34 protein-coding genes are annotated in these 26,709 nt (G+C 63.5%); 22 read left to right on the top strand and 12 right to left on the bottom strand.

The window, feature by feature from the left end; all coding sequences use genetic code 11:
• Positions 1 to 7: 7 nt before the first annotated feature.
• Entirely contained in the window at positions 8 to 1,285 is a 1,278-nt protein-coding gene (xseA, locus tag AC1C2O_RS06325) for an exodeoxyribonuclease VII large subunit (RefSeq protein ID WP_495429584.1), read from the bottom strand.
• Between the two features lie 74 nt (positions 1,286 to 1,359).
• Between xseA and AC1C2O_RS06320 the strand changes: the two genes are divergently transcribed.
• The 4 genes from AC1C2O_RS06320 (at position 1,360) to AC1C2O_RS06305 (ending at position 5,372) form a co-directional block, all read left to right on the top strand.
• Positions 1,360 to 2,424: a 4-hydroxy-3-methylbut-2-enyl diphosphate reductase gene (locus AC1C2O_RS06320; protein ID WP_495429583.1), complete on the top strand. Its 1,065-nt coding sequence runs from the start codon at positions 1,360 to 1,362 to the stop codon at positions 2,422 to 2,424.
• 67 nt (positions 2,425 to 2,491) lie between these two features.
• Positions 2,492 to 3,277 (top strand): IclR family transcriptional regulator, encoded by a 786-nt coding sequence (locus AC1C2O_RS06315; protein WP_495429582.1) that lies wholly within the window; start codon positions 2,492 to 2,494, stop codon positions 3,275 to 3,277.
• A gap of 270 nt (positions 3,278 to 3,547) precedes the next feature.
• On the top strand, positions 3,548 to 4,084 hold the full coding sequence (locus AC1C2O_RS06310) for a DUF6264 family protein (RefSeq protein ID WP_495429581.1): 537 nt from the start codon (positions 3,548 to 3,550) through the stop codon (positions 4,082 to 4,084).
• A 40-nt stretch (positions 4,085 to 4,124) separates the two neighbouring features.
• A complete protein-coding gene (locus AC1C2O_RS06305; RefSeq protein ID WP_495429580.1) occupies positions 4,125 to 5,372 on the top strand; it encodes a hypothetical protein in 1,248 nt (415 codons plus the stop codon).
• Positions 5,373 to 5,435: 63 nt separating this feature from the next.
• On the opposite strand, the gene AC1C2O_RS06300 is transcribed toward AC1C2O_RS06305, so the two are convergent.
• Complete coding sequence (locus AC1C2O_RS06300) at positions 5,436 to 5,927, bottom strand: DUF2231 domain-containing protein (protein ID WP_495429579.1); 492 nt, start codon at positions 5,925 to 5,927, stop codon at positions 5,436 to 5,438.
• Positions 5,928 to 6,010: 83 nt separating this feature from the next.
• Here AC1C2O_RS06300 and AC1C2O_RS06295 point away from each other — a divergent pair, with 83 nt between their 5' ends.
• From AC1C2O_RS06295 to AC1C2O_RS06285, 3 genes are all read left to right on the top strand, one after another.
• Positions 6,011 to 6,517: a sigma-70 family RNA polymerase sigma factor gene (locus AC1C2O_RS06295; RefSeq protein WP_495429578.1), complete on the top strand. Its 507-nt coding sequence runs from the start codon at positions 6,011 to 6,013 to the stop codon at positions 6,515 to 6,517.
• Positions 6,514 to 7,200, top strand: coding sequence for an anti-sigma factor family protein (locus AC1C2O_RS06290; RefSeq protein ID WP_495429577.1), 687 nt, complete (start codon positions 6,514 to 6,516; stop codon positions 7,198 to 7,200). Before AC1C2O_RS06295 ends, AC1C2O_RS06290 begins: the two co-directional genes overlap by 4 nt.
• A gap of 104 nt (positions 7,201 to 7,304) precedes the next feature.
• On the top strand, positions 7,305 to 7,802 hold the full coding sequence (locus AC1C2O_RS06285; protein WP_495429576.1) for a COG4315 family predicted lipoprotein: 498 nt from the start codon (positions 7,305 to 7,307) through the stop codon (positions 7,800 to 7,802).
• 75 nt (positions 7,803 to 7,877) lie between these two features.
• Here AC1C2O_RS06285 and AC1C2O_RS06280 read toward each other — a convergent pair whose 3' ends face one another.
• The gene (locus AC1C2O_RS06280) at positions 7,878 to 8,060 is read right to left on the bottom strand and encodes a DUF1918 domain-containing protein (RefSeq protein WP_495429575.1); all 183 of its coding nucleotides are present in this window, start codon (positions 8,058 to 8,060) and stop codon (positions 7,878 to 7,880) included.
• A 152-nt stretch (positions 8,061 to 8,212) separates the two neighbouring features.
• Complete coding sequence (gene fbaA, locus AC1C2O_RS06275) at positions 8,213 to 9,241, bottom strand: class II fructose-bisphosphate aldolase (protein WP_495429574.1); 1,029 nt, start codon at positions 9,239 to 9,241, stop codon at positions 8,213 to 8,215.
• 185 nt (positions 9,242 to 9,426) lie between these two features.
• Here fbaA and glpX point away from each other — a divergent pair, with 185 nt between their 5' ends.
• Positions 9,427 to 10,413: a class II fructose-bisphosphatase gene (gene glpX / locus AC1C2O_RS06270; protein ID WP_495429573.1), complete on the top strand. Its 987-nt coding sequence runs from the start codon at positions 9,427 to 9,429 to the stop codon at positions 10,411 to 10,413.
• Between the two features lie 69 nt (positions 10,414 to 10,482).
• Positions 10,483 to 10,836, top strand: a complete 354-nt coding sequence (locus AC1C2O_RS06265; RefSeq protein WP_495429572.1) for a hypothetical protein — start codon at positions 10,483 to 10,485, stop codon at positions 10,834 to 10,836.
• 23 nt (positions 10,837 to 10,859) lie between these two features.
• On the opposite strand, the gene AC1C2O_RS06260 is transcribed toward AC1C2O_RS06265, so the two are convergent.
• Genes AC1C2O_RS06260 through AC1C2O_RS06250 form a run of 3 tightly spaced genes read right to left on the bottom strand, consistent with a single transcriptional unit; the run spans position 10,860 to position 13,204 of the window.
• A complete protein-coding gene (locus AC1C2O_RS06260; protein ID WP_495429571.1) occupies positions 10,860 to 12,119 on the bottom strand; it encodes a DNA recombination protein RmuC in 1,260 nt (419 codons plus the stop codon).
• A gap of 48 nt (positions 12,120 to 12,167) precedes the next feature.
• Positions 12,168 to 12,575: an ankyrin repeat domain-containing protein gene (locus AC1C2O_RS06255; RefSeq protein WP_495429570.1), complete on the bottom strand. Its 408-nt coding sequence runs from the start codon at positions 12,573 to 12,575 to the stop codon at positions 12,168 to 12,170.
• Between the two features lie 35 nt (positions 12,576 to 12,610).
• A complete protein-coding gene (locus AC1C2O_RS06250) occupies positions 12,611 to 13,204 on the bottom strand; it encodes a 3'-5' exonuclease (protein WP_495429569.1) in 594 nt (197 codons plus the stop codon).
• A gap of 59 nt (positions 13,205 to 13,263) precedes the next feature.
• Between AC1C2O_RS06250 and AC1C2O_RS06245 the strand changes: the two genes are divergently transcribed.
• The 3 genes from AC1C2O_RS06245 to ychF are packed head-to-tail and all read left to right on the top strand — an operon-like array spanning position 13,264 to position 15,854.
• On the top strand, positions 13,264 to 14,007 hold the full coding sequence (locus AC1C2O_RS06245; protein ID WP_495429568.1) for a class I SAM-dependent methyltransferase: 744 nt from the start codon (positions 13,264 to 13,266) through the stop codon (positions 14,005 to 14,007).
• Positions 14,000 to 14,722 carry an HAD family hydrolase gene (locus tag AC1C2O_RS06240; protein ID WP_495429567.1) on the top strand — a complete coding sequence of 241 codons (723 nt, stop codon included), beginning with the start codon at positions 14,000 to 14,002 and terminating at the stop codon, positions 14,720 to 14,722. Before AC1C2O_RS06245 ends, AC1C2O_RS06240 begins: the two co-directional genes overlap by 8 nt.
• A gap of 58 nt (positions 14,723 to 14,780) precedes the next feature.
• Positions 14,781 to 15,854 (top strand): redox-regulated ATPase YchF, encoded by a 1,074-nt coding sequence (gene ychF, locus AC1C2O_RS06235; RefSeq protein WP_495429566.1) that lies wholly within the window; start codon positions 14,781 to 14,783, stop codon positions 15,852 to 15,854.
• Positions 15,855 to 15,885: 31 nt separating this feature from the next.
• On the opposite strand, the gene AC1C2O_RS06230 is transcribed toward ychF, so the two are convergent.
• The gene (locus AC1C2O_RS06230) at positions 15,886 to 16,173 is read right to left on the bottom strand and encodes a hypothetical protein (RefSeq protein ID WP_495429565.1); all 288 of its coding nucleotides are present in this window, start codon (positions 16,171 to 16,173) and stop codon (positions 15,886 to 15,888) included.
• Between the two features lie 654 nt (positions 16,174 to 16,827).
• On the opposite strand from AC1C2O_RS06230, the gene AC1C2O_RS06225 reads away from it, so the two are divergent.
• The gene (locus AC1C2O_RS06225; RefSeq protein WP_495431691.1) at positions 16,828 to 17,274 is read left to right on the top strand and encodes a P-loop nucleotide/nucleoside kinase family protein; all 447 of its coding nucleotides are present in this window, start codon (positions 16,828 to 16,830) and stop codon (positions 17,272 to 17,274) included.
• A gap of 53 nt (positions 17,275 to 17,327) precedes the next feature.
• A complete protein-coding gene (locus AC1C2O_RS06220; protein ID WP_495429564.1) occupies positions 17,328 to 17,696 on the top strand; it encodes a DUF4440 domain-containing protein in 369 nt (122 codons plus the stop codon).
• 130 nt (positions 17,697 to 17,826) lie between these two features.
• On the opposite strand, the gene AC1C2O_RS06215 is transcribed toward AC1C2O_RS06220, so the two are convergent.
• Positions 17,827 to 18,276, bottom strand: a complete 450-nt coding sequence (locus AC1C2O_RS06215) for a hypothetical protein (protein ID WP_495429563.1) — start codon at positions 18,274 to 18,276, stop codon at positions 17,827 to 17,829.
• A 165-nt stretch (positions 18,277 to 18,441) separates the two neighbouring features.
• Here AC1C2O_RS06215 and AC1C2O_RS06210 point away from each other — a divergent pair, with 165 nt between their 5' ends.
• The 7 genes from AC1C2O_RS06210 (at position 18,442) to AC1C2O_RS06180 (ending at position 23,187) form a co-directional block, all read left to right on the top strand.
• Positions 18,442 to 18,864, top strand: a complete 423-nt coding sequence (locus tag AC1C2O_RS06210; RefSeq protein WP_495429562.1) for a hypothetical protein — start codon at positions 18,442 to 18,444, stop codon at positions 18,862 to 18,864.
• 118 nt (positions 18,865 to 18,982) lie between these two features.
• Positions 18,983 to 19,561: an alpha/beta fold hydrolase gene (locus AC1C2O_RS06205; RefSeq protein WP_495429561.1), complete on the top strand. Its 579-nt coding sequence runs from the start codon at positions 18,983 to 18,985 to the stop codon at positions 19,559 to 19,561.
• Between the two features lie 101 nt (positions 19,562 to 19,662).
• Positions 19,663 to 20,157, top strand: a complete 495-nt coding sequence (locus AC1C2O_RS06200) for a hypothetical protein (RefSeq protein ID WP_495429560.1) — start codon at positions 19,663 to 19,665, stop codon at positions 20,155 to 20,157.
• Positions 20,158 to 20,218: 61 nt separating this feature from the next.
• Positions 20,219 to 20,458: a type II toxin-antitoxin system prevent-host-death family antitoxin gene (locus AC1C2O_RS06195; RefSeq protein WP_495429559.1), complete on the top strand. Its 240-nt coding sequence runs from the start codon at positions 20,219 to 20,221 to the stop codon at positions 20,456 to 20,458.
• Entirely contained in the window at positions 20,455 to 20,883 is a 429-nt protein-coding gene (locus tag AC1C2O_RS06190; RefSeq protein WP_495429558.1) for a type II toxin-antitoxin system VapC family toxin, read from the top strand. Before AC1C2O_RS06195 ends, AC1C2O_RS06190 begins: the two co-directional genes overlap by 4 nt.
• Before the next feature lie 53 nt (positions 20,884 to 20,936).
• Positions 20,937 to 21,494, top strand: coding sequence for a HEAT repeat domain-containing protein (locus AC1C2O_RS06185; protein ID WP_495429557.1), 558 nt, complete (start codon positions 20,937 to 20,939; stop codon positions 21,492 to 21,494).
• A gap of 28 nt (positions 21,495 to 21,522) precedes the next feature.
• Entirely contained in the window at positions 21,523 to 23,187 is a 1,665-nt protein-coding gene (locus AC1C2O_RS06180) for an ABC-F family ATP-binding cassette domain-containing protein (RefSeq protein ID WP_495429556.1), read from the top strand.
• Between the two features lie 35 nt (positions 23,188 to 23,222).
• Here the strand turns inward: AC1C2O_RS06180 and AC1C2O_RS06175 are convergent, their stop codons facing one another.
• Positions 23,223 to 23,684 carry a DUF2000 family protein gene (locus AC1C2O_RS06175; RefSeq protein ID WP_495429555.1) on the bottom strand — a complete coding sequence of 154 codons (462 nt, stop codon included), beginning with the start codon at positions 23,682 to 23,684 and terminating at the stop codon, positions 23,223 to 23,225.
• 49 nt (positions 23,685 to 23,733) lie between these two features.
• On the opposite strand from AC1C2O_RS06175, the gene AC1C2O_RS06170 reads away from it, so the two are divergent.
• Positions 23,734 to 24,522: a helix-turn-helix transcriptional regulator gene (locus AC1C2O_RS06170; RefSeq protein WP_495429554.1), complete on the top strand. Its 789-nt coding sequence runs from the start codon at positions 23,734 to 23,736 to the stop codon at positions 24,520 to 24,522.
• A gap of 16 nt (positions 24,523 to 24,538) precedes the next feature.
• On the opposite strand, the gene AC1C2O_RS06165 is transcribed toward AC1C2O_RS06170, so the two are convergent.
• Together AC1C2O_RS06165 and AC1C2O_RS06160 are read right to left on the bottom strand one after the other, a co-directional pair.
• A complete protein-coding gene (locus AC1C2O_RS06165) occupies positions 24,539 to 25,543 on the bottom strand; it encodes an acetylxylan esterase (protein ID WP_495429553.1) in 1,005 nt (334 codons plus the stop codon).
• Complete coding sequence (locus AC1C2O_RS06160) at positions 25,543 to 26,583, bottom strand: LacI family DNA-binding transcriptional regulator (RefSeq protein ID WP_495429552.1); 1,041 nt, start codon at positions 26,581 to 26,583, stop codon at positions 25,543 to 25,545. The genes AC1C2O_RS06165 and AC1C2O_RS06160 overlap by 1 nt, the downstream gene beginning before the upstream one ends.
• Between the last annotated feature and the right edge of the window lie 126 nt (positions 26,584 to 26,709).

Below are 26,709 nucleotides of genomic sequence, written 5' to 3'. Positions count from 1 at the left end.
TGCATCTTCATCCTGCCTCCGGTATCTCGCCCTCAGAACGGGCAGCCAGGGATCCGCGGTTAACGGTGATGGTCAGTGCGCTGCCGGCCGGAGCATCCGCGGCATCCCGCACAATCACGCCACCCTCGAGGTGAGCGATGGCGTAACCGCGGGCGAGGGTGGACGCAGGGGAGAGGGCGCGCAGCGACGCACGCAACTCACTGGTCTTACGCCCGTTCAGATCGAGCTGTCGCGTGATCGTGTCGCGGCCGCGGGAGAGCAACAGCCAGAGCTCCTGCGCGCGGTCGGCGATGATCGGATCAGGCGAGCGCAGCACCGGTCGTGTGCGCAGCTGTTCGAGCTGCGCGATGTCATGCGAGATGCGCTGAGTGAGACGTGAAGTGGCACGGGAACGCAGTTGCCCGATGAGCGCGCGCTGTTCGCCGACGTCGGGAACGACGCGCTTCGCAGCATCGGTCGGAGTCGAAGCGCGCAGGTCGGCCACGTCGTCCAGCAGTGGATGGTCGTTCTCATGCCCGATCGCCGAGACGATGGGAGTCGATGCCGCGGCCACCGCGCGCACGAGCCGCTCATCACTGAAGCCCATCAGTGTCTGCGGGTCACCGCCTCCTCGGGCGATGATGATGACATCAACTTCAGGATCGGCATCCAGCTGCGCGAGCGCGGCGAGTGTCTCCGGAACGCAGCGCTCACCCTGTACGGCGGCGTACTGAGTGCGAAAGCGCACCTGCGGCCAGCGCAGCTCGGCGTTGCGGTGCACATCCTTCTCAGCATCCGAGCGCTCGCCGGTGATGAGGCCGATGACGTGGGGGAGGAACGGCAGCGGCTTCTTACGTGACGCGTCGAACAGCCCCTCCTGGCGCAGCTGCGCGCGCAGTTTCTCGAGTTTCTCGAGCTGGTCACCAAGGCCGACGTGCTTCATCGATGAGACCGTGAAGCTGAAGTCGCCAGCTTTGACGAAGTAATCGGCCTTGACCGCGGCGACCACGTGATCGCCGATACCGAGGTCTGCGGGGATGCGTCCACGAACGCTTGACCAGATGCGGATGGAGATCTGGGCGTCTGACTGGGTGTCTTTGAGTCGGCCGAACACGTTGCCGCCGCGGACATTCCAGGATGTGATCTCGCCCTCGACCCAGACGACGTTCCAGCGCGCGATGAAGTCCCGAATCGTTCCATTCAGCCGCGCGACGGAGGTAGGAGCATCCGCGGTCGAGTCACGCGGAGCGACAGCATCCGCCGGCGGAATCTCGCCTTGCGCGGATGATGCTTCGAAGACCGTCATCGGGGTCCCTCCATACTTGTGCACCTGAGCGCTCACACAGGCCTGTCATCGGCGTCCGAAGGTAGGATCAAAGGGTGAGCCAGGTCACCGTACATCTTCCCGTTCCCCGCATTCCTCGATCGCGGGCGACGCGGCTTCAGGATATCCCGGTCGAAGGACACAAGCGGGTTCTGCTTGCTGCTCCTCGCGGCTATTGCGCCGGTGTCGATCGTGCTGTCGTCGCCGTAGAGAAGGCTCTGCAGCGCTACGGAGCACCGGTTTACGTGCGCAAGCAGATCGTGCACAACATCCATGTTGTCACCGAGCTCGAGGCGATGGGTGCGATCTTCGTCGAAGAGGTTGATGAAGTGCCGGAGGGCGCCCACATCGTGTTCAGCGCACACGGCGTTTCGCCGGCGGTCGTGAATGCGGCATCCGACCGAGGGCTGCACGCGATCGATGCGACCTGCCCGCTCGTGACCAAGGTTCACCGCGAAGCCGTGCGCTTCGCCCGCGATGATTTCGAGATTCTGCTCATCGGTCACGAAGGACACGAAGAGGTCGAGGGTACCGCCGGCCACGCACCGGAGCGGGTCACCATCGTCAACTCGCCCGATGAGGCTGACACTGTGCAGGTCAAGGACCCATCCAAGGTCGTATGGCTCTCGCAGACCACGCTCTCGGTCGACGAGACCATGGAAACAGTGAACCGGCTGCGCCTGCGCTTCCCTGAGTTGCAGAATCCGCCGTCGGATGACATTTGCTATGCCACGCAGAACCGTCAGGTGGCGATCAAGAAGGTCGCAGTCAACGCGGATCTCGTGATCGTCGTCGGCTCATCGAACTCGTCGAACAGTGTGCGCCTGGTGGAGGTTGCTCTGGAATACGGGGCAAAGGCGGCGTACCGTGTGGATTACGCCGAAGAAGTCAAGCAAGAGTGGCTCGACGGCGTCGCCACCGTGGGAGTGACGAGCGGGGCCTCCGTGCCGGAGATCCTCGTGGAGGAAGTCCTCGAAGCGCTGAGTAGCGCAGGGTACGGCGACGTCGAAGAAGTCCGTACTGCCGAGGAAGATCTGATGTTCTCACTCCCCAAGGAGCTGCGCCAGGATGCTTCCGGCGAGAAAGATGGGCGCGCGCTCGGAGGACGCATCGCGCACTGATCCGATCGGCCGGGAGTTTGGCGGCTGACGAACGTGGTCGAGTAATATCCTGGCCAGGAGGTGAGCGATGCCGACACCAGCAGAACGAGAGCAGACCCTGATCGGGTCGGTGCAGCGCGCACTTTCTCTCGTGGACATCGTCGCCAACTCGGCGCGACCGGTGCAGGCGAAGTCGCTCGCCCAATCCGCGGCACTCACCACCGGGACCACCTACAACCTGGTGCGTACCTTGATTCACGAGGGTTACCTCGTGAACGAGCCGGACGGACTCGTCCTCGGGCCGCGGTTTCCCGGATTCTCCTCAGGGCAGGACAGTCGGGGTGTTTTCCTCGCACATGTGAGAAACGCTCTGAATGATGTCACCGACCAGACCGGAGTCACCGCCTATCTCTCGCGCTTCTCCGATGGGGAGGTGCATCTGATTGACATCGTCGATGCACGCCGCAGTCCGCGGGTCGAGCTCTGGGTCGGACTGCACGACAGCGCGCACGCCACGGCCCTCGGCAAGCAGATCCTCGCAGAACTGCCGTTGGAACAGCGTCTGGACTATGTCTCACGGCATCCGCTCGGCGAGCTGACTCCGCACACGATCAGCAATCGGCGGGCGCTGCTCACAGTGCTGGAACGCCCACGTGAGTGGATGATCGATCGCGAGGAGTACGCGATCGGACACACCTGCATCGCGGTGCCCGTCAGCGCCCCCGGAATGAATGCCTCGCTCGCGGTCTCCGTGCCGACAGAGAATCGTGACGCGAACATCGAGGAGATCGCTCGATCCCTGAGGTCTGCAGCTGGCCGACTCTCGCTGCAGCTCGGTGCGGAGAAATTCGGCCGGGGCGGCAATATCGGGTGAAACGCGTAGCAGTTCACTATCTGAAGAACAACCCCTCGCGTTAACCTGGACAGTTGTCTAGTCTGGTTCCTGTAGTCCCTGTATCACGGGGCTACAGATGGAGAAAGCGCCCCCAGCGCTTATTCATCTTGACCTGAGCGTCCCCAGCGTTCAGTGTCAGCGGCCCCCGAGGAATCCCCATTCCTCTGGGGCCGCCGCTTGTTTCGGGCTACGACTGGCAACGGAGCCAGCCTGGGGCCTACTCAAAGGCGTGAGGTTTAGCATGGCCTGATGACCGATCAGCGGCCCCAATACGGCGAATACGCGACTCCGGAGGAGCAGCGACGACTCGCAGGGCTGCCGCCGTTGGATGCTGTAACTGAGGTGCCGCCTTCAGTCGGAGCAGCACAACCCGCCCCTGTGGTCATTGCCGGGTCGCCCGCTCAGGCGGCGCCGGCGGCGACCAAGCCTCGTTCGTGGGATCGTGTCATCACGATCGCGCTGCTCGCTTATGGCATGGTCAGCGTCTTCATGACAGGGATGGCGTACCTCGATCTGCCGAGGGTTATGAACGACAGCATGAAGATCCTCGGCATCGACGGAGAGTTCACGAACTTCGCGCAGGGCAAGCTGTGGGGCACGATCGCTGCCGTGATCCTGGTCGTCGGATGGGTGGCGACCGCTTTGATCTCACTCCGACGGTTGCGGACCGGGAAGCTCACCTGGTGGGTGCCGCTGGTCGGCGCAGCGGCGACGATGATCATTGTTTCGATCTGCATCGCCGTGCCGATGATGAACGACCCCGCTTTCATCGCTTACCTGAACTAGTCCGGCGTCTCCCGACATCGTCGGAAGGTACTGTCGATGAATGCTTCAGAACAGTTTCGGCGTCCAGCTCTCTTACGCATCCGTTGACAGCAATGGGGGCGCAGACCCTCGTCCGCAGACGCGTGACCTGCTGTCTAGGCTGCGCATTCCGGCCGGACTACGTGGTGCTGTCGCGCCGTGGAGCGATCAGCAGGAGGCCGTGATCCTGCTTCCGATGACCGACGACGGGCACATCCTCACGCTCACACCCGAAGACACCATCGAGTCAACGATGACGGCAGCGCAGTTGCGTGAGACGTTCGCGGATGCAGGTCTGACGCTGTGGCTTGACGTCGAGGATGCCTCGGACGCTGGGCTTGATGCTGGGCTCGATGCGGCCGATGCGGCCGATGCGGCCGATGCGGCAGATAGTGATGAGATCGCGGACGAAGACGACGAACTCGATCCGACGCTGTTCGAGCCGACACTGGTGCGGGTGGCGATGTTCTCTCATCGTGGACCGGCGGCTGCCCGCTTCGTCGCGGAGGCGAACCGCACGACCGTGGAACATATCGAATCGGGTGTGTGGTCGCTGCAGCGATTGCGTTCGGCCGAGTTGACGAACGGTTGGATCTCGTCGAAGGCTGAGCTTCCGGTCATCGAGCTGAATCGCACCGAAACTGGTGGCGACTGGATTGAAGTGACGACCAACGGTGGGGTCGTCCCGTTCTGGCTCGATGCCGAACGTGAGACGGAGTCGGTGCTGGATCTGGACGCGATCACGGTTCCGGAGACAGCGGAGATTTGCCGACGGCTGCTCAGCGAAGGCGACGGAAGCATCGACGAACTGGCCGAGGTGGCCGCGGCGACGCGGCTGGATGTGGAGGCTGCGCACCGTGCGCTCGTCGCCGAGGCGTTCGGCGGCGTTGTCGGCCCGCGTGAGCGCGAGCGGGCGTTCTTGGCCGCGTTTGGCATCCCGAATGATCTGATCGACGCTGCATTGGAAGAAGAGACGGCGCTCGAAGTGCAGCGATTCGAGCCGATCGGATGGCCGGCGGCACTGCGCGAGACGATGATCGACGGGATGAGTGGCATGACACCACTGACTCGTCGAGATCGTCCGTTCGCCCGCTTGGCGGCTGGCATTCGTCGTCGCCCAATGCTCGGTGCTGCTCTCAGCGTCTCGGAGCTCACTGCGGGGCTTGCGGTGTCTCGATTCCGTGGATTTGGCCGCGTTCTCGGCATCTTGATGATCGTGGATGCCGTGGTGGATCTGATCATCCTGGGCGTTCGGATGCGTCGACGCTGAGTCAGGACCGCTCTGCCGCGTAGCGCGGTGCCATCTCGCGGGGCACTGTCAGCATTGCCCCGCTCACCCACCCCACACCGCGCGGGCTCCGGAATCACCGATCAGCACGATGATGACGGTCGTCCCGATGCTCACTCCGATCGCGAGGACGCTGAACATGACCCCGACGACCCGGGCCAGAGCGGGTCGCTTTTCGACGATTCCCGGGCGCCCGTAGCGGTACCAGGACCACTGGGCAGCGGCGACGACGAAGAGCGCGATCGCCCAGGGAAGCAGCATCCGCCCCCACAATTCATGACGCTCGACGGCGGGCAGGGGACCGACCACCTCCTTCAGGCTTTCACCGGCGGCGACGGTGATCGGCACGAGGATCAGCACGACGAGTGCTGCGAGCGGCGTGACGATGCCGAGTCGTCGGCGCGCAGCCGGCCAGAGCGCGCCCAGCACCAGCGCGAGCGCAGTGAGGGGTGTCAAGACCACGACCAGGTGGACGATGAGTGGGTGCAGGGGGAGCCCGCCGATCTCAAGGGTGCCAGCGGTCGATATCAGGTTCATACTGGGGAAACGACAGACGTCGGAATTCGGTTCAGATGAACGTTCCGATGCTCCATATCGTGTCGTCAGCGGGAGGTGCATCGATGGCACTCGACGATTCGGACCGGTTGACCGCGCTGTACGACGCCCACGCCGGCCCTGTGTGGCGCTACGTCGTGCATCTCACCAGTGATCGCTCGGGCGCCGACGACATCGTTCAGGAGACGTTGCTGCGAGCCTGGCGAAGCCCGCGAATCCTCGAGCAGGATCCCGCGACGACCCGCTCGTGGATGTTCACAGTGGCACGGCATCTCGTCATCGACGAGGTGCGCAGCGCCCGCCGACGACACGAGATCCCGATGGCAGAGACCCCTGAGAGCATCGCCGGCGACGCCACCGATGCCCTGTTCGAGGCGATCCTCATCGAGGAGGCGCTGGCGACGTTGTCTGCTGAACATCGCGCAGTCATCGTTCGCGCGTATTACCGCGGTTCCACCGTCGCGGAGATCGCCGCAGAGGTCGGTATCCCGGAGGGGACCGTGAAATCCCGACTGCACTACGGCATCCGATCATTGCGGCTCGCGCTACAGGAGAAAGGGGTGATGCGATGAGTCTGGAACATGCACATGTCGCCGACTGGGACGCGGCGTATGTGCTCGGCGCGCTGAGCTCGGCGGACCGTCACGCATTCGAAGCCCATCTCGAGGACTGCGGGCAATGTCGTCGTGCGGTTGCGGAGCTCGCACCCATCGCAGGGTTCCTCGGACGCATCGATAAGGAACACGCCGAATCGCTTCTGGTCGACACCCCGGCGGGGCCCGATCCAGCGGCACGAGCGGAGTTGGCTCGCGTCGGGACGCACGAGAGGATGCGGCGGCGTCGGCGCCGCTGGTCTCGTGCTCTGGCGGCCGCGGCAGCGATTGTCGTCGCGGTGGCTCTGGTGACGGCGATCGGTACGTCGCTGAACGAAGGCACCGTGGTGGCGTTGGAGAGCTCCGCAGACGTGCCGCTGGAGGCGACTGTGAAACTCGAACAGACCGAATGGGGAACGCGTATCGAACTGGACTGCCACTACGGGGGATCCGACGACGGATACAGCGTCGAACGGCCGTATGCGCTGTACGTCATCGGGAAGGACAGCACCGAAGTTCAGGCATCGAGTTGGCGTGCTCGTCCGGGCACCAGCGCGCACCTGACGACGGCGACGGCTCTCGATCCTGATGAGATCGTCGCACTTGAGCTTCGTGCGGTCGACTCGGGACAGGTGCTGATGCACGCGGATCTGGCCGGCTGACGTCACTACCGCGTGTGACAGCATCCCGCGAGCGATGAACCCGTCAGCGCCCGATCTCGTTTCCCCAGTGATCGCCTCCGCGGTCGCTGAGGAAGGGATTTCCCATGTTCACACACATCGGTAGGGTCGCCGCGGTGGCCGCCCTGCTTACACTCGCGCTTTCGGGCTGCACCGGTGGCACCAGCGAGACAGGAGAAGCACCACCGCCCGATGAAGCGCCCGGCGACGGCTACTCGATGCCCGCAGATGGTGCAGCGGTGATGATCGCCGACTCCGAACTCGGAGAGATCGTCGTCGATGGCGAGGGCATGACTCTGTACATGTTCGACAGCGATACTCAGGGCGCGGATGCGAGCACCTGCGAAGGACAGTGCGCCGAGAACTGGCCGGCGTTCACCAGTGACGCAGACCCCGTCGCCGGCGACGGCGTGACCGGCGAGCTCGGCACGATCATTGGAGTCGACGGTGCTACCCAGGTGACGCTCAATGGATGGCCGCTGTATTACTTCGCGGGCGATGCGGTCGCCGGAGATGTCGCCGGCCAGGGTGTCAACGACGTGTGGTGGGTGCTGTCGCCGGCGGGGGAACGCATGGCTGAATGAGCTGCGCGCTTGTGATCGTGCGCGTAGCTCGGGGTCATCGTTGTCGACGAATCGGCACGCCGTAGGCGAACCGCCTCAGCCCTCCGAGACGTGGGCATCGGGTCCGGGAAACACCGTGCCCTCGTGCCCGTCGTCCCATCGAACGATATAGGGCGGGGATCCGTCTTCGCCGTGGACTTCGAGGATCTCGCCTTCGCGTCTGGGCGCCGTATCGGTGCGCCCTTCGACGATCAACCGGTCACCGGGTTTTGCCTGCATCGCCATCACATCCTTCCCTCGTGGATCGGATGCTTCAACGATGCTCCTTGCGGCGACCTGTGGCAAGGACGTACTGCAGGTCGGGCGTCCAAGCAAATGAGAATGCCTCGACCCGAAACTGGGTCGAGGCATCCTCATGGTGTCTGCGTTGGTCAGCTCTTGGACTGGCCGTGCGAGCCGAGCTGGCGGGTCGACTCGATGACGCGAGCGGCCATGGCGGTCTCAGCCACCTTGCCCCAGGCGCGCGGGTCGTAGACCTTCTTGTTGCCGACCTCGCCGTCGACCTTCAGGACGCCGTCGTAGTTCTTGAACATGTAGTCGGCGATCGCACGCGTGTACGCGTACTGCGTGTCGGTGTCGATGTTCATCTTGATGACGCCGTTGGCGACCGCGAGCGCGATCTCTTCATCGGTCGAGCCAGAGCCGCCGTGGAAGACGAGGTCGAGAGGCTTCGCACCGGTGTTGTACTTGGCGGCAACCTGCTGCTGGATCTCGCCCAGCAGTTCGGGGCGCAGCTTTACGCCACCCGGCTTGTACACGCCGTGCACGTTGCCGAAGGTGAGAGCGGCGATGTAGCGGCCCTGCTCGCCGAGGCCCAGAGCCTGGACGGCCTGGTCAACGTCGGCGAAGGTCGTGTAGAGGGCGTCGTTCGAGCCCTCGTGCGAGACGCCATCTTCTTCGCCGCCGACGACACCGATCTCGACCTCAAGGATCGCGTTGATGTTCTTCATGCGGGGGAGAAGCTGCTGGGCGATCTCGATGTTCTCCGCAAGGGGAACAGCCGAACCGTCCCACATGTGGGACTGGAAGATCGGGTTACGACCGGCCTTGACCTCTTCTTCAGAGGCAGAGATCAGCGGCTCGACGAAGCCGGCGAGGGCGTCCTTCGGGCAGTGGTCGGTGTGCAGTGCCACAGTGATCGGGTAGTTCTTGGCAACCTCGGTGGCGAAGCGCGCGAAGGCGAGTGCGCCGGTTGCGCGAGCCTTCACGGTCTGACCGGCGAAGTAGTCGGCGCCCCCAGTGGTCACCTGGATGATGCCGTCAGAGCCGGCCTCAGTCAGGCCCTGGAGGACGGAGTTGATGGTCTGCGAGCTGGAGACGTTGAATGCGGGATACGCGAATCCACCGGCCTTCGCGCGGTCGAGCATTTCTGCGTACTGGTCCGGAGTGGCGACGGGCATGAAAACTCCTGCGATAGATGAGCCGGGACAGCCTCAACTCTATCGCTGGCGGGGAGCGGATAACGTGAGGCCCTGTCGTCGTCAAGAGGGGCGGCCCTGCGCTCTTGTTAAGAAACGTGATTCCTTCGCTGTTTTTCGTGCGAAACACCGACTGTTTCGAACGGTCTGCTGGCTAGGCTGACCACATGGTGAGTCTGACGGCTGATATGAGCCCCCTGCGTCCTGATCGAAACCTCGCACTCGAACTGGTGCGTGCGACTGAGGCGGCGTCGATTCGGGCTGTGCCATTCATCGGCCGAGGCGACAAGGAAGCCGCAGACGGCGCCGCCGTCGATGCCATGCGCGCCTTCCTCGGCACCGTGAACTTCCAGGGCCGCGTCGTGATCGGTGAGGGCGAGAAAGACAACGCCCCCATGCTGTTCAATGGTGAGGTCGTCGGCTCTGGTAGGGGTCCGGAGTGCGACATTGCTGTCGACCCGATCGACGGCACGTCGCTGACCGCGGCCGGGCGCCAGAACGCGCTCTCGGTGATCGCGGTGTCTGATCGCGGAACGATGCTCGATGCATCCAGCGTCTTCTACATGGACAAGCTCGTCACCGGTCCTGCCGGTGTCGGCATCGTTGACATCCGGCTCCCCATCGGTGAGAACATCCGCCTGCTGTCGAAGGCCCTCGGCAAGCCGGTAGACGAGATTGTCGTCTCGGTGCTCAACCGTCCGCGCCACGAGAAGCTCATCGAAGACATTCGTGCGGCCGGCGCTGGAACGCGTCTGATGAGCGACGGCGACGTTGCAGGAGGCATCAACGCGGCTCGTCACGGCGCACGCACGGACATGTGTGTGGGTGTGGGCGGCAGCCCGGAGGGCATCGTCACGGCCTGTGCGATCAAATCGCTCGGCGGCCACATCCAGGGACGTCTCTGGCCACGTGATGATGATGAGCGCCAGCGTGGAATCGATGCGGGTCTGCAGATGGATTACGTCTACGAGGCAGATGAACTCGTGAGGGGCGACAATACGATTTTCGTTGCAACCGGCGTGACCGATGGGCAACTTGTCGATGGCGTTCGCCGCGACGGAAACTACGTCTACACCGAATCTGTCGTGCTGCGCGGGGCCTCTGGAACGCTGCGCCGCATCGCGTCAGAACACCTCGTTTCCAAGTGGCTGTGAGTCGATTGTTACCGGTCCGGTACTGCTGCTAAGACGCGCCTGCCGTCGTTCTCAGTCTTTGCTGGCACAATGGAGCTTGGATTCGTCGCCTTCGCAGGCCCCATCAAGGCGGCATCCGGGGAGGGCGAGATGACCACGCAACAGTCGCGGAGCGACAAGAAGTCCGTGCAGTCGAACATGGTCACCACCAACACCGGACGCATCCTGCGGATCACGCCAGAGGATGCGGCCGCTCGTGCAGCCGATGCCGCGGCCGCAACCGTAGCCCCCGCTCACGTCGATCCTGCTCGTCGCGCTGATGTGCTCTTCCGAGTGCGTCGCGCTGAGGGCCACGAGCTCAGCTCCTGGTGGATGATCGGCGCATTCATCGTCACGTCGGGCCTCGTTATCGCGCTACTCAGCTGGGTGCCGTACAGCGCCTGACGTTCGAGCTCTGACGTTCGAGCTCAGCGCTCTTCCATCCGCTCGCGCACCGCGCCCAGATCGGCTTCGATCTCTGCTGCCTGTGCGCTTTCGACCAGCTCTGGCGCTGTGAACCGTCGAGCCGGCGTCGTGATCGTCGAAGGCGTCGTCTCGAGTGCTGACGCATCGATGCCAGGGAACTGGCGTGCAGTGACCAGCACTCGATTCTCCAGCGAACCGGCGAACTTGTTGTAACTGTCGACGGTGCGCTCCAATGCGCGACGCAGATCGTCAGCGTGGCCGGCCAGTGTACCGATCCGGTCGAGCAATTGCGTGCCGAGGTTCAGCAGCGTGCGTGCCTCGGTAGAGACCTCATGCTGCGTCCACGTAAAGGCGACGGTCTTCAACACCGCCCACAGATTCACGGGGGAGGCGAGGGCGACCTGCTTGCTGAACGCATAGTCGAGCAGCGAAGGGTCTTCATCGATTGCGGCTGCGAGCAGGGACTCACTGGGCAAGAAGCAGATGACGAACTCCGGGCTCGCGTCCAGGCCCGCCCAGTACGCCTTCTTCGCCAGTGCGTCGACGTGCGCACGGACGGCCTTGACATGCTTCTGCATGTACTGCCGACGCTGAGCCTCATCAGAGTCGCGTCCGGCGAGGGCGCTCGCTTCGAGATAGGCGTCGAGTGGCACCTTCGCGTCGACGGCGATGGAAGTGCCGCCAGCCAGCCGGATCACCATGTCGGGGCGCCCCTGCCCGCGATCGGAGGAGATCGTTGACTGCAGGTCGAAGTCGACGTGTCGCATGAGACCGGCCGCTTCGACGACCCGCCGCAGCTGCGTCTCGCCCCACACGCCGCGCGCCGAGGTCGAGCGCAGCGCACCCGCGAGTGACTCGGTGGTCGCGCGCAGCGCCTCGTCGGACTCCTGCGCGCGGCGCAGCTGCTCGGCGAGCGAGCCGAACTGGGCGTGGCGATCTTGCTCAAGCGTCGTCACCTTGTTCTGCATCTGCTGCAGAGACTCGCGCACGGGAGCAAGTGCCGTGAGCACAGCATTCTGCTGCTGCACACGCTGTGCCTCGGCGCGCTGCTCTGTGCGGGCGTGCTCGACGGCATCCCGATATAGGTCGTACTGCCGATCGCGGTCATCACGCGCTGCCTTCAACTCTGCCTCTGCGCGAGCAAGATCAGTGCTGATCCGGGAGAGTTCGGCAGCGCCGCGCGCTGCGCGTGCGACCCAGCCCACCGCAACTCCCAGCACGAGCGCTACAGCGGCGAGAAGAACGATCAGTGGAGCATCCATACCCTCATGATGTCGAGGGCCTCGGACATTGCGGGAGTGCCGCTCCGATCAGCGGCTCGCGTACTCGTCGAGAATCGTGCGCATCTCGGTCAGCTTGAACTGGTCAGCGATCGCCGCTGCAGACAGGCCACCGGCATCCGGGTCTGCACCGGCATCCAGCAGCATGCGCAGCAGCGTCTCGTTCTTACGGAACACCGCGCACGAGACAGCGGTCTGACCGTTGGCGTTCGAGGCATCCAGATTGGCGCCGCGTCGCACCAGATCAGCGACCGTGTGCTCCTGCTCGGCGTAGGTCGCGACCGTCAAGAACGTGTCACCGCGAGGGTTGCGCACATCGATCGGCACACCGGCATCGATCATCTCGCCAAGCGGGCCGGTGCGGCCCTGGCGTGCGAGATCGAAGGTGCCCTCGATGACCTCAAGGCTGACGGGGGAGTCACCGGCTGGGTTCGTCATGATCCCATTGTCTCGTGCTCGGTGGTCGAATGCGCTCAGGCGGCGCGTTCACGTTCCGCGACGACGGGCGGCTCAGTCAGGCGAAGGCCGAGCGTCTTCGCCAGAGCGTCGAGATTGTCAGCGCCAGCGAGGCGTGCGGCATCGATGACGATCTGGGCGCAGGCGCGGGCATCCGCCAACGCATCGTGGTGCGAGAACTCGGCGAATCCGGCCGCGGCTGCGGCCTTCGGGAGGCGATATGACTCAAGGTCGTAGGTCTTGCGGGCAACCTGCAGACTGCACAGGGAGCGGTAGGGAGGGCAGTCGAGTTCGGTGACCTCAGACGCCGTGCGCAGCACCTTCAGGTCGAATCCGGCGTTGTGCGCGACAAGCACGTCGGCGCCTGCGAAATCGCACAGTCGGTCGAACTGCTCAGGCCACGTGGCTGCAGTGGCGACATCCTGCGGATAGATGCCGTGGATCTTGATGTTCCACTCCTGGAAATCGTCGTGCCCTGCGGGCGGACGGATCAGCCAGCCGGTCGTGGCGACGACCTCGCCGTCGCGGACGCGGACGAGTCCGACTGAGCAGGCAGAGGCGGGAGAGGAATTCGCCGTCTCGAAGTCGATTGCGGTGAAATCCAAAGGCACGTGTTCACTGTCTCCCGGCTCGCCCACGCTGTGTCGGAGACTCGCCGTAGGCTGGCGACATGGTGGATGAACGAGCGACGTCCTTCGGTGCGCAGGCCAGCAGTTATGAGACGGGGCGTCCGGAGTACCCGTTCGAGGCTGTCGCATGGATGCTTGAGTTGCTCCCGCACGGATCACGCCGGATCGCCGACGTCGGCGCGGGAACGGGGAAACTCACGCGCGCACTTGCTGCTGCGCCGGATGCCGAGGTCGTCGCGATCGATCCCGACCCAGCGATGCTCGCGGCCCTTCGCGCGAATGTGCTCGGCGTGCCGACGTTCATTGGGACTGCCGAGCGGATGCCATTGCCTGACGCGAGCGTCGATGCTGTCGTGCTGGGTCAGGCGTGGCACTGGGTGGAGGTCGATCCCGCATCTGCGGAGATCGGTCGGGTGGTGCGGCCCGACGGGACCTTGGGGCTGATCTGGAACATCCGTGACGAGCGCACGGACTGGGTGCGCACGCTGACGGGCATCATGCACGGCAGCGCCGCGGAGGAGATGCTTGCGGCCAGCGGGCCACGGGTGGCCGCGCCATTCGCCGAGCTTGAGGGTCGGGAATGGGGTTGGTCCAGGGCGATGACACGGTCGCAGCTGCACGACATGGCCTCCTCCCGCAGCTACGTCATCACGGCATCTGACGTGGAGAAGGCCCGCATTAGACGAGAGATGGATGCGCTGTTCGATGACCTCGACTTCGACGACTCTGGCGCGCTCGAACTGCCGTATGTGACGAAGGCCTTCCGGGCGGTGCGGCGTGCGTAACGAGTTGCAGGCGGTGTTCTTCGACCTCGACGGAACGCTGATCCGCGACGGTGCGGGAGCCGCGGTGCGTCAGACCGCCGCGGCACTGGCCGAGCGCCACGCACTGGCGATCGCCGATATCCTCGCTGCGAATGACGCGGCGTGGGCGAAGGGGTGGGGCGATCAGGGGGAGCAGTGGATGCGCGGCGAGCTGCCTGATGACGCGCTGCCCCGAGAGATCTGGCGTCTCACGCTGCTGGCGATGGGGCGCGATGACGATGACCTGGTCGATGAAGCGGTACGACTTCATGTCGAGGCCGAGCACGGCACGTTCACCCTCTTTGACGAGACACTGTCCGTGCTTGAGTCGTTGCGGGCGGGCGGCGTGCCGATCGGGTTGATCACGAACGGGCCCGCCGCGTTCCAGCGGGCCAAGCTTGTGACGGTCGGGATCGATGGTTTCTTCGACGTCGTCGTGGCGTCCGGAGACATCGGAGTGCTCAAGCCGGATGCCGCGATTTTCCGCCGAGCGCTGGACGGTCTGGACGTCCGTGCAGAGACGACGCTGCATGTTGGGGACAACTTCGCCGCGGATGTCGCCGGTGCGGTGGGTGCAGGGATGACGGCTATGTGGATCAATCGCGAAGCATCCGCGGCGCCGCGGGCAGACATGCCGCATCACGACAGCCGCACGCTGCGCGATGTGCTGACGTGCGTCGCGGTCTCGACCGGGTGACAGCGGGCGTATCCCCTCTGCGGGTTCGCCCATCCGCCCCCCGGTAGACTCTTACCTCGTGGCTCTCACTATCGGAATCGTCGGCCTGCCCAATGTTGGCAAGTCCACTCTCTTCAACGCACTCACCAAGAACGACGTGCTCGCGGCGAACTATCCGTTCGCGACGATCGAGCCGAACGTGGGTGTCGTCAACCTGCCTGACTCGCGGCTCGACGTGCTCGCCGGCATCTTCGGCAGCGAGCGCATCCTGCCGGCGGCTGTGTCGTTCGTCGACATCGCAGGCATCGTGCGCGGCGCGAGCGAGGGAGAGGGACTGGGCAACCAGTTCCTTGCGAACATTCGTGAAGCGGATGCTATCGCGCAGGTCGTGCGCGGCTTCGCCGATGGCGACGTGGTCCATGTCGAGGGCACGGTGAACCCGGCATCCGACATGGAGACCATCAACGCAGAGCTCATGCTCGCCGATTTGCAGACCGTCGAGAAGGCCATCGTGCGCATCGAGAAGGAAGTCCGCGGCAAGAAGGCGGATCCTGTCGTTCTCGAGACTGCGAATGCCGCGAAGGATGCGCTTGAGCGCGGCATCCTGCTGTCGGTGAGTGGTATTGATATGGATCCCATCAAGGAACTCGGCTTGCTGACCGCCAAGCCCGTCATCTTCGTCTTCAACGTCGATGAGGCAGTGCTGACGGATGCTGCGCGCAAGGAAGAGCTCGCCGCTCTCGTCGCGCCGGCCAAGGCCATCTTCCTCGACGCGAAGATCGAGTCTGAGCTCATCGATCTTGACCCTGAGGATGCCGCAGAACTGCTGGCGTCGACTGGCCAGGACGAGTCAGGCCTCGACCAGCTCGCCCGAATTGGCTTTGACACGCTGGGACTGCAGACCTACTTGACCGCCGGTCCGAAAGAAGCACGTGCGTGGACGATCCCCAAGGGTTCTAAGGCTCCGCAGGCTGCGGGAGTCATTCACACTGACTTCGAAAAGGGCTTCATCAAGGCTGAGGTCATCTCCTTCGAAGACCTCGTCGCGACGGGTTCTATCGCGGAGGCCCGTTCCAAGGGCAAAGCGCGCCTTGAGGGCAAGGACTACGTCATGAAGGACGGCGATGTGGTGGAGTTCCGCTTCAACGTCTAGCGTTTCGGGTCGACGTCGGGGCGCAAGCCTCTCACAGGGCCGACGCTAGGAATTCCTGGTCCTGCTCGAAGCAGATGCTGATTCCGTGTGCGTGGCACAACTCAAACAAATCCCCGTCGGGCTGTGCGGGAAGCAGTATCATCTTCAGCTTGTGCGAAGGAACCAGACGGCCGTAGTCCAACAGCTGACCGACCGCATGCAACACTTGCGTCCGGTGTGCTGAGCTTTTCGCTTCGATGAGGGTCTTCTCCGCATCGTCGTAGGCGTCGATCCGGAGATTGACGGGGCTATCGCCGTGGCGCACCGTCCAGGTGGTCAATGTGCGACCTAGCCACGTTTGAAATCGCAACAGAAGTTCGTTCTCTGGCTGATTCACAGTCGCGGATTCACGGGGTCCACCAGGGATCACGCCTGGGCGGATCTGAGAGATCGGCCGCGGTTCGCTCGCGGGTAAATCTTCGGGTGCGTAGAAATCGGGGTTCCTGCTGCTGAATTCCTCGAGAACCGCCTCGCGTTGTGTCTCTGTTGACTGCTCGCCGACTTCTTCGACGAGTCCGCCTGTCTCGGAGGAGATGAATGTGAGGCCAGTGATGTCGTTGTCACCGAGGAGGTAGCGTTCGGCTTCCGTGCGGTTTCGGATTCCGTATGGTGAGTCGACGCGTAGCGCAATGCCCAACTGTTTAAGAGCGGGGATCGTGAACGACCCATCGCTACGCGTGATTCCTACTACAGCATGAACCATTCCGGGCCTCCAGGGCAGTTGAAACTGAGCGACTCGTCTCACGAGCCACTCTATTGGCCACTGCGGTGGCGGCGACCTAGATGGACGAGTCCGTAGGCCTGGCTCTGTCCAGATGACGGCAGTGTTAGCGTTCTGAGGCCGGTGCAGGCTAAGAGAATGTGATCGTCCGTTGGTCGTCGGATGGAATAATGCGTCTGGCGTTAGGGTGAGGTCGTGGCGAGAGTTGTCTTCATGTGCGGCCCCGCAGGCGCGGGGAAATCGACAATGGCGCGCCGTCTCGAGGCAGACGGGATGGTCAGGCTTTCGTTTGACCAAGAGGCGTGGGATCGCGGTATCCGACACATGCCGCTGCCTGAGGATACACATCGCGATGTGGAGGACCACCTCCGTCGTCGATTGCTTGATCTCATAGGTGAAAAACGTGATGTCGTGCTCGACTTCTCCTTTTGGTCGCGGGTGATGCGCGACGATTGGCGTCGGCTCCTAGAGCCGCACGGAGTTGTCCCGGAGACGATGTATATCTGGGCGGATCGGGCTACGTGCCTGGAACGAGTGGCCGCCCGCGCCCACGCGCACGGCGACGATTTCGTGTTGAGCGCGGCGACTGCTGCGGCCTACTTTGACCACTTTGAACCGCCGACTTCTGATGAGGGGCCCGTGAAGTTGGTTGTGACATGACGAATCGGCCAGGCGACTGGTCTGAAGGCGACGAAAGGTGTGAGATTGGCGAGATGTGCGAGAGCGAAACGCAATTCTTCATCGATCTCGAGTCCAAGGTGTGGGCCGCACAGACGAACGGTGATGCTGACGCTGATCGCGAGCTGCTGTCCCCAGACTTCGTCGGGCTCTACCCGACCGGGTTCGCCACAAGAGAAGCCCATGTGGAGCAGCTTTCTGAGGGGCCGGTCATCGCGTCGTATGCCATCACGGACGCTCATCTGATCGTCGTCTCCGCGGGTGCGATGATGCTCTCTTATCGAGCGGATTACCAGAGGCCTGGATGCGATGGAATCGAGGCGATGTTCGTCAGTTCGTTGTGGATCCAACGTGACGGACGCTGGTGGAATACGTTTAGTCAGGACACGCCCGTCGAGACTTGACGCTTCGTGCCAGCCCGAAAGACCGGGTGTCGAACTCTTCGACTACCACTGAGGCCGACCTGATCGAGCAGATACTGGGACTCTCCGCCGTGGGTAGACAGGACGTCAGTCGCGCGCTTCATGGCCGGTGTCAGAAGATGGCGGAGGAAGGCAACGGTGTGGAACCCTGACTTTCGAAGTGCGTCCTAGGGGGGTACTGCCTCACCGAGGCGGCGTGGGAACGACATTCTTCACGAAGTCCGGTGGCGATCCCCGTGTCGATGACAAACAGCGCACACATCGCGGCCGCGTTGAGTCGGCGACCGTTTCGCATGTACTCCCGTGCGAACACGAGGTGGAGCAGACTCCGTGCCGCTACTGCGCTCCACCGCCAACGTGACGATCGACCGGCGATGATCGTGATGCCGAGGCCGAGGTCTGCTGTTCCGAGCACATGCCTGTAGTTCACGCTGGTGTCGGCGAGGCCGAGCCATCGTCCGCCCGTGTGTGGTGCGACGGCCAGGAGACCACCGAGGACCGTAGAGACGGTCCCGACACCATCAGCGGCGATGGTGAGGATGGTGTTCTTGGACACTCGCATGCAGGAACTCTATAGCCGCTGGGCCGAGGTCGGAGATTCGCACCATAGCGACGTGGTGAAGCTTCAGTGCACGGCCCGAAGGTGGGGTTCGACAATGGCGATCATCGAGTCAACCCGGCTGAGGCTTCCGAGGGCGTGCGCTTCAACAGGCAATAGGCTCGAATCGTGAACTGGCGATATCGACTTGCAGCCTGGCTGATGATCGCGCAGGGAGTTCTCATGGAACTTACCGCCGGGCTCGGCCTTCCCGTTCTTCTCATGTTGGGTGTGCAGCAGTCCGACGTCGGTGAGCACTTCAGCTTCGCGCTGCCGTACTTCCAGGACAACCTCTATCTGATGATGGTGATGAGCGGCATCTTCGGTGTGTTGCGAATCGTCGGCGCGGTGGCACTGTTGCGCGACCGCATGTGGGGTCTTGCCCTCTCGGTGATCATGTGCGGCGTCACTCTGGTGCTGATGATCTTCCTGCTTCCCGCCGGAATCGCCGACGGCATCCTTTCGGGTGCAGCCCTCGTGCTCATTCTTCTTGCCTATTTCGGCGCCGCCACAGTGTCAGGGTCGAAGATGCATCTGGCACAGAACGCCTAGTCCTCTGGCCAGCGCCCGTTTTCGGCGTCGGCGTACCCGGCGCGGTAACGTTGTGGCGTTCCCTTTCGGCCATAGAGCGCAAGGGGGACACATCGACAACACAGGAGGACAGACGACCGTGGCACAGAAGAGCATCTTCGAACAGGAAGGCCGTGCCGTGCCTTTTATCGTCGAGGGCGAAGGCCCCGTCTCGCTGGTGCTGATCACCGGATCGGGACGCAATGAAGCTGCCCTGGGCGTCATCTCGCACTATCTCTCCGAAGAAGCCGGCTTTCACGTCATCCAGATCGGATCGCGCGCTGATTCAGCCCCCGACCGCACCGCAAGCATCCGGGAGCGCGTGGAAGACATCATCTCTGTCATCGACCAGCTCGGTCTCGAGAGCACCTGGATCGGTGGACACGAAATCGGCGGCACCGTGGCACGCGTGTTCGCCGCAGAGCACACCGATCGAGTGAACGGACTGCTGCTGCTCGGGGTCGAAGAGGAAGAGATTCCGCTCGCCCCAGCGATTCCCGTGCTGATCGTCCAGGCGACGAACGATGAGATCAACCTGCCTGCCGTCGCTGAGAAGCTGCAGGCGACCGCGCCGGAGCGTGCGAGCATCAAGACCATCGACGGCGCAGATCACCTGTTCCCGGCAACTCACCCCATCGAGACTGCGGTGATCATTGAGGAATATCTGGATTGGGACTGAGCGCCGCTAGCGCGCTCGATATCACCGCTCGTGCGGCGCGAGTTGTCCACAGATACGGATACTGGCGTCCCCACGAGGCGATTCGCGAACAGTATCGATCTATGGGGATCAGATACTACGCATACGCATTTGACGCTGATGACACGGAACGCGCACTCGCCGATCCGGCGAGCGTGATCAGTTCCGACCCGCTCGCTGATGCTTGGGGCATGCCTCCGGGGTTCAGCGCGGGAGTTACGAATTTTGAGCAGACGCCTCCGAAAATTGACATGCTGTATCTCGATAAAGCCTGGCGATACCTGCAGGAGCTCGCGGCACCAGCGCAAGCTCAAGAGACGCCCCGGCCCGCTTATCGAATGTTCGAGGGACGCGTAACCCACACCGATTATGGATGGGAGCCGTGGGTGAGAGCGCTGCCGCCCGAAGAAGTGGCGATCATTGCCGACGATCTGGTGAGCTTCGCAGCTGAAGTGACGGAGTCCCTCGACGCAGTCGGGAAGGACACACCGTACGTGCTCGACTTCCTGAAGCGTGCCGTGGAGTTCGTGGCACAGCTCGTGGCGTCGAATCGTGGATTCGCCTACCAAATTGGGTAGCCAGAGTGCGCACTCGGCGATATTATGTAGGTACGTACCGACAAATTCTGGAGGTGAAGTCATGGCAACCGTGATGAGTTCACGTGAGTTGAATCGCGACGTAAGTGCAGCAAAGCGAGAAGCGGCAGCGGGACCTGTGACGATCACCGACCGGGGTGAACCGGCCTTCGTCCTGCTGACATTCGATGATTTCCGTCGTTTGCAAGACCGCCGGAGTATCGTCGATATCCTTCGAATGGACGAAGACGTCGAGTTCGAGCCCGTGCGGTTGCAGAGCTTTCCGCAGCCGGCAGAGCTGTGAGTTATCTGCTTGACACGAACGTCCTCAGCGAACTTCGTAAACGCTCCGGCATCGCCGATCAGAATGTCGTGAACTGGGCTCTTCATCAAGGGACAGAGGAACTCTCCATCAGCGTGATCTCTGTCTTGGAGATTGAAATGGGCATTGCGCAGATCGAGCGCAAGGATGCTGTGCAAGGTGAAGTGCTTCGCCGATGGTGCGATCGGGCAGTTCTGGGAGGGTTTGCCGGTCGCATCCTCCCAGTGGATCTCGCTGTCGCGCGGCGTGCAGCGATATTGCACGTTCCGGATCCACGACCGGAGCGGGATGCGTACATCGCTGCGACCGCGCAAGTACATGGGCTGACTGTGGTGACTCGGAATGTCGCGGATTTCGCACCGATGGGCGTGGCAGTTATCGATCCTTGGCAGGCCACTACCGGGTGAGTCGCGCGTTCTCGCTGGGAGCTCGCCTCAGCACCGAGAACTATGGTTGAGCTGTGCCTCGTAAATCAGCAGCATCATCCTCACCAGACTCGGTTCCCGTCGATCTTCCGCCCGAGCGTCGATTGGCGGTAGCTGTCGAGCGGTACGGGGAAGCGGACGTCGTGTCTCGTTCACTGTCGCTACTCGCCGGCAATAACGAAGGCGGGGACTTTCTGCTCTTCGTGGGCGGCGAACATGCCCGCGGCATCCTGGACGGCGCGCCAGTCCTTTACTGGCCAGAGCTGTGGGGCCTACGTGCACTGCTTTACGTCTGGGACGAGTCGGCGGCATCGACCGTGATCGGCACGCTGGATAATCCGGCGTGGCGCGTGCGTGAAATGGGAGCCAGAGTCGTTGCGGCGCGCGAGCTCCACGCGGCATCCGAACTTGCAGAATTGCTCAGCGACGATGTGCCGCGTGTGCGCGTGGCCGCGGCCAAGGCGTTGGGCGCGGTGGGGTCATCGGACGATATGGACCGCATACGCGTGCTCCTCAAAGACCCGGAGGTCGAGGTTCGCCGAGGAGCCCAGCAGAGCCTCGACGCGCTGCGCGCACGGTTCCCAAAAAACTGACACCATCTGCGGATGGCAGGATTGAAGGATGACCGCAACACTCGTGGCCCAGGGCCTGGCCGGCGGGTACGGCCACCGCACCCTCTTCGATTCCCTTGACCTGACGGTCGCACCCGGTGATGTCGTCGGAGTCGTCGGAGCGAATGGGGCTGGAAAGTCCACGCTGCTCAGGCTGCTCGCCGGCGTCGACCAGCCACAGGCCGGTACGGTTGCGCTGGCACCGGCCGATGCCTTCGTCGGCTGGCTTCCGCAGGAACACGAACGTCTCACCGGTGAAACCGTCACCGAGTACATCGCCCGCCGCACAGGATGCGCCGATGCGACGCATGAGATGGATGCCGCGGCCGCAGCTCTCGGCGACCCATCGTTGGCCGTAGAGGGCAACGACCCCGCTGATGTCTACTCTGCAGCCCTTGACCGGTGGCTTGCCAGCGGAGCGGCAGACCTCGAAGAACGTGTGCCGGCAGTGCTTGCTGACCTCGGACTCGAACTCGGTGACGGATCGGCCGAACAGATTCTGATGACCTCGCTCTCCGGCGGCCAGGCTGCGCGTGTCGGTCTGGCCGCGCTGCTGCTCTCACGATTCGACATCGTGCTGCTGGACGAGCCGACCAACGACCTCGACCTCGATGGGCTTGAACGCCTGGAATCGTTCGTGCAGGGGCTCCGTGGCGGCGTCGTGCTGGTCAGCCACGACCGCGAGTTCCTCGCGCGCTGTGTCACACGAGTGCTGGAACTCGATCTGGCGCAGGGCACCAACCAAGTTTTCGGCGGCGGCTACGATTCCTATCTGGAAGAGCGAGCGACGAACCGCCGTCACCAGCGCGAGAAGTACGACGAGTTCGCAGGGAAGAAGGCCGACCTCGTCGCGCGGGCCAGAACGCAGCGTGAGTGGTCGAGCCAGGGCGTGCGAAATGCGATGAAGAAGGCGCCAGACAACGACAAGAACAGGCGCAAGGCTGCGACGGAATCCAGTGAGAAACAGGCGCAGAAGGTTCGCCAGATGGAGAGCCGGATCGCACGGCTTGACGAAGTAGAAGAGCCGCGCAAAGAGTGGCAGCTGGAGTTCACCATCGGCTCCGCGCCGCGGTCCAGTTCGGTGGTCTCGACGTTGAGTTCCGCAGTCTTCCGGCAGGGTGACTTCACACTCGGGCCGGTGTCATTGCAGGTGAACGCGGGCGAACGAATCGGAATCACCGGCCCCAACGGCGCCGGAAAATCGACGTTGCTGAGGGCTCTGCTCGGCAGGAAGCTGCCTGACGACGGAACAGCGAGCCTCGGCGCGAGCGTGCAGATCGGCGAGATCGATCAGGCCCGGTCGTTACTGGCTGGCTCCACACCCCTCGCCGATGCCTTCGAGGAGCTCGTTCCTGACATGGCGTCGGGGGAGGTGCGCACGCTCCTCGCCAAGTTCGCGCTCAAGGCCGACCATGTGAACCGCCCCGTCGACGAGCTGTCGCCAGGAGAGCGCACCCGCGCAGGTCTCGCCCTGCTGCAAGCGCGCGGCGTCAACCTTCTCGTGCTCGATGAGCCGACGAACCACCTCGACCTTCCTGCCATCGAGCAGCTTGAGCAGGCTCTGGAATCATACGAAGGCACGCTTCTTCTCGTCACGCACGACCGGCGGATGCTCGCGACCGTACATACGGATCGGCATTGGCGAGTCGAGGCGGGGCAGGTCACCGAACTCTGAGGGCCTCTCGAGACAACTACCAGAGCGGAACCCGATCAAGCGTGCATGCGGGCGCCCTTGGTGATGCGATCGACGACGTTCTTCGGGCCTCGAAGTGCGACGCCGACGAGATCGAGTTCATCCGCGGCGACACCAGCCACAGCGGCGCGGTTCTGGGCGTCATGATCCGTGCTGAAAAGTTCGCGGGTGTAGATCGCCACTGCGAGGCCCCGGCTGTGGGCCTTGGTGCGAGCAGAGGAGAGCTTGTCTGCCTCGGCGCTGAACACGAGCACAGGCTGGCGAAGCATCGGCAGATACTCGTTTCCGTCGCCGTCACGATACGGCTCCCCGGTGAGATCCGTCTCGCTGGTGGCAATACCGCTCATGAGGAATGCGGTGACATTGAGTTCTTGCCACGGCAGTAGGTCATCGCGCAGCAGCAGCGCGACCTTGGTATCGAAACGGGGTACGGCATCGAGGGTCGCGGGGGAGTTCTCTTCAACGGCAGTAGTGTTCACGGTTCCACGATCCCGCACCCGACGGGCCGGTGTCTTGTACGTTTGATCCGTGGTGGAAACCGTTCGTGCGTGGCATCCAGAGGTGCCCCAACTGCAGGAGGTGCTGCACGCGACGTTCGCGCAGCACGCATATCCTGCGCATACGCACGACTCATGGACGGTGATGATCCTCGACCGCGGTGCCGTCACATATGACCTCCGCAGGTCTGAACATCATGCCGTACCCGCTGCGGTGACGCTGCTGCCCCCGCACATCCCGCACGACGGTCGCTCGGCTGTTGAGGGCAAGCCATTTCACAAACGAGTGCTCTACCTCGAACCGAACTGGCTCCCGCCTCAGATGGTGGATGCTGCCGTGTCCTCTCCCACGCTCCCCGGTGCAGACCTGGTCATCGAGGTGTCGAGCATCCATGAGGACCTGGCCGCGGGGGATGCGCTCGCCGCAGAAGGTGCGCTTCTGGAACTGCGTGGCGTCGTGCAGGCACGACTCGGAGAGCCGCCTCCGGCGTTGGTGGATGCACCGCTGGCTCGTCGACTGCGGCGGATGTTGGATGACCGGCTGGAGGAGACCTTCACCCTTGCCGAAGCAGCCCAAACTCTCGGCGTCAACTCGAACCACCTGGTGCGTGCCTTCTCGCAGGCCTATGGGATCGCACCTCACCGGTACGTCACCGGACGTCGAATCGATCGCGCTCGACGGCTGCTATTGGACGGACACGCGCCAGCCCAGGTCGCCGTGGACGCAGGTTTTCACGATCAATCGCACCTCACCCGCCACTTCCGCCGCATCCTCGGAACGACGCCTGGAGCCTTCCGGGCACAGGCGAACATGCGCTGACCTCTAGTTCACAGGGCTACGCTGCCCTCAGCGGGCTCGGTGCCCACTCGGCCACTGCGTCAAGCGAGCGCCGAACGAAGTACGCGTCACCGCCCTCATGATGATTATGGGGATACACCGCGATGTCCTTCGCTGGCGCGCCTTGGGCGAGTGAACCGTAGTGGTTGAAACCGGCGAAAACGGTCGACGGCGGGCAGATCGAATCGCGCAGGCCAACCGCGAAGAGTGCAGGAGCATCGGCGCGGCGACCCAGCGACGCGGCATCAACGTACGACAGCGTGCGCATCACTGCCTCCTCTGCGTCGCGGCGCACGGAAAGGAACTGCAGCACCTCGCCCCACGGATGCTGTTCGCTGATCTCCAGCGCCCGCGCCGGGTGGCACAGGAACGGCACACTCGCGATCAGGCCGGCGAGGGACTCCGAGAGACCGGCAGCTGCCAGCGCGAGTCCGCCGCCCTGACTGTTGCCCACCAGCGTCACCTTCGACGCATCGACGCCGGGCAACACCCGCACGGCATCCACTGCGCGCACGGCATCGGTGATCAGGCGGCGATAGTAGTGCTGTTGCGTATCGAGGATTCCGCGTGTGAGGAAGCCGGGGGCAGACGATGGCGTGCCATGTGGATCGGCGGTGTCGCCACCCGAGCCGTACTGGCCGCCTTGCCCGCGCGAGTCCATCAGCAGATGCGCGTAGCCGGCAGCTGCCCACGTGATGCGTTCGTGGGGAAGACCGCGTCCGCGTCCGTAGCCCAGATACTCCACAACCGCCGGAAGAGGATCGGAAACTCCGGTCGGGCGCGAGTACCAGGCCCGAATCGGATCACCCCCGAATCCAGCGAAGGTCACGTCCCACGTTTCGATGATCGCAAGGGGGCTGTCGACGGGCTCGATCGAGATGAGCACAGGAGATCGTCGTGCATCCGCGAGCGTCTCAGCCCACGAGGCGTCGAGATCAGCGGGTTCAGCCAGTTCCGGAAGATACTCGCGCAGTGCGGCGATCGGCAGATCGAAGAAGGCCATCAGTTGCTCCCTGGTGCCGGCGGCGCGGTGCTTTCGCGTACGACGAGGTCGGTCGCAAGGTCGATTCGCTGCAGGGGCGGAGTCTCACCTCGCGCGAGGTTGACGAGTAGGTTGGTCGCGGCTGTCGCCATTGCCTGCAGTGGCTGGTTCACCGTGGTCAGTGCGGGACTGAACCACTGCGTCAATGGCAGGTTGTCGTAGCCGACGATAGACAGATCCCGCGGGACGGCAAGGCCGAGTTCGCCCGCCGCCCGCAGCACGCCGATCGCCTGCAGGTCCGATCCCGCGAAGATTGCAGTCGGGCGGTCAGGACGGCTGAGCAGGTCGCGAGCGTGTCGGTAGCCGGCCTCGATCTCGAACGTCCCGTAAATCACCATGTCTTCCTGGACTTCTTGCCCGGCCTCGGCGTGTGCGCTGCGGAAGCCGTCGATGCGGGCGCGCGAGCACAGCAGTTCTTCCGGCCCGGAGATCACCGCGATGCGGCGGTGTCCGAGTTCCACGAGATGACGGGTGGCGACGAGTCCGCCGTTCCAGTTGTTTGAACCAACCGTGGGAACGCCTGTGGGCTGCTCTCCCGCGGTGTCGAGCACCACGAACGGGATGGAACGGCTCTCCAACTGATGGCGCTGTTGCACGCCGAGTGTGGCCAGCACGAGGATCACGCCGAGCGGGCGGCGAGCGAGAACGGCGTCCATCCAGTTCTGTTGTGGTTTGCGGCGTCCGCCGAACTCCGAAACAACGACGCTGGCACCTGCCGCTGCTGCAGCCGATTCCACGCCGAGAATGATCTCCATCGACCACGCGGAAGCCAGTCCATGAAACGCGAGGTCCAGGAGCGGGCTGCCCGCGCCGCTCGGACCTCGATTGCTCCGGCGGAACTCATGGCGTGCCAGCACGGCCTCGACTCTGGCGCGCGTCGCCTCCGCAACTCCGGGGCGGCCGTTTAGCACCTTGGAAACAGTCGGCACAGAGACCTCTGCCTCAACTGCGATGGAAGAAATGGTCGGCTGGCCGGAGGCGCGCTGGGGACTCGGGGTCATCGATGACAGTCCTCTCGGCGTTCGTTCTATCGGGCTCTGCAGGAAACCTATCAGGGTTTTCGGCACCGTGGCACGCACGTCGTTTATGACAAGTGTGCAACGAATGCAATCGTTTTCCATTGAAAA

Source organism: Microbacterium sp. Y355, from assembly GCF_059445345.1.
Note: the sequence above shows the minus strand (reverse complement) of the source record. Positions and strands in the feature narration are given on the sequence as shown.